The following is a 1641-nucleotide window of genomic DNA, read 5'->3' as shown; positions in this document are numbered from 1 at the left end:
AAAAAATATTTGACCTACTTATAAACAGAATGATGAATACTCAAAAGGTTTTATATCAAAATATTATAATAAGTAAATAAGTGAACACCTCGAAATAATTTTAATGACACTTCTACTTTCAAAGATGGAGTATTAGAAGATGCTAGATTATATGGTGATGGGTATGATTTTCAAATTAATGTTAATCAAAATTCATATTTAGCAGAAGTAAAAGGAATAAGAGAGAAAAAAGGAAAATTTAGATTAACTCAAAAAGAGTTTTTAATGGCTAATGAATATAAAAATGATTACATCAATTAATGGCAAATTAGTTTGATGCTGATAATTAGTAATTTTAGTAATCAACTGATTTACATTCAGAGTCGTTGCTCTTTTAATATTTTCTAAAATTGTTTCTTTAGTTTTTTTCTCCAAAACTATTGAACAACCTAAAGGTAAGTGCGGAAAATCATCTTCAATTTCTTTAAGAACTGACGTTGTTGTTTTTCCTATTAATGCTCTAAATTTATTTTCAAAATCATATTCAGGTCGTGAATTACCAACAAAATCTAAAACAGTCAAACAATCTTTACCTTCTGCTAAACGCAATCCACGTCCTAACTGTTGCAAAAAAACGGTTAAACTTTCTGTTGGACGAAGAAACAAAACGGTATCTATTTCAGGAATGTCAACACCTTCATTAAAAATATCTACAACAAATAAATAATTGAATTCTTTCTTTTTAAATTTTTCTCTTATTTTTTCTCTGTCACTTGAATTTTTACTGGTTAAAACTTCAGCTTTTAGGCCTGCTAGATTAAATTTTTCAGTCATAAAAACAGCATGTTCAACGGTGACGCAAAATCCTATTGCACGAACATCATTAATATCATTTAAATATTTCTCAAGTCCTTTAATAATTTCTCCAACTCGAACATTATTTTTGGTGTACAAACTTGTCAATTCACTAGCGACATACTTTCCTTTTTCCCATTTTACATTCCTTAAATCAATACTATCAGTAATTCCAAAATATTGAAAAGGTGATAATAATTTTTTGTTTAATGCTTCTGGGAGTCTTATTTCTGCTGCTATTCGACCACAAAAATCATCTAAAATATTTTCTCCATCCATTCTCTCAGGAGTCGCTGTTAATCCTAATAATACTTTTGGTTTAAAATAATTTAATATTGGTCTATAAGTAGATGCAGAAATATGATGAACTTCATCAACAATTATAAAATCATAATATTCGGGTGAAAGATTAATGTTTTTCAGTCTGTTATTTAAAGTTTGAACTGATGCAAAAACATATTCATTGCTAGCGGGTTCTAGGCCATCTACCCATAATTCGCCAAAATTATTATCTTTTAAAACACCTTGAAAAGTGGCTTTTGCTTGTTGTAATATTTCTTTTCGATGTGCTACGAAGAGCAGTCTTGACGATTTATTATTTGCTCTGAAACTTTTATAATCAAATGCTGAAATAACTGTTTTTCCAGTTCCAGTTGCGGCAACCAATAAATTCTTAAATCTATTATGAACTGTTCTTTCAACTTCTAACTTTTTGTTTTGACCCCTATAAAACAAGAGTATTATTCTAAATTTCGATTTTTAATTACGCTGTTAATTTTTTCATCATTATTAAGTGTTTATCAGAGT

Annotated in this window: 2 protein-coding genes; one reads left to right on the top strand and one right to left on the bottom strand. The window is 28.3% G+C overall.

All coding sequences use genetic code 11. The annotated features are described in order from the left end of the window. Positions 1-174 precede the first annotated feature (174 nt). The gene (locus IWX83_RS17360; RefSeq protein WP_370568454.1) at positions 175-300 is read left to right on the top strand and encodes a protein NO VEIN domain-containing protein; all 126 of its coding nucleotides are present in this window, start codon (positions 175-177) and stop codon (positions 298-300) included. On the opposite strand, the gene IWX83_RS17035 is transcribed toward IWX83_RS17360, so the two are convergent. Further along, positions 262-1569: a DEAD/DEAH box helicase gene (locus IWX83_RS17035; RefSeq protein ID WP_231380087.1), complete on the bottom strand. Its 1308-nt coding sequence runs from the start codon at positions 1567-1569 to the stop codon at positions 262-264. The genes IWX83_RS17360 and IWX83_RS17035 overlap by 39 nt on opposite strands. Between the last annotated feature and the right edge of the window lie 72 nt (positions 1570-1641).

This window comes from Flavobacterium sp. CG_9.1 (assembly GCF_015751645.1).
Lineage (GTDB): Bacteria > Bacteroidota > Bacteroidia > Flavobacteriales > Flavobacteriaceae > Flavobacterium > Flavobacterium xanthum.
The sequence above is the reverse complement of the archived record's forward strand: the minus strand, read 5'-3'. Positions and strand labels throughout refer to the sequence as shown.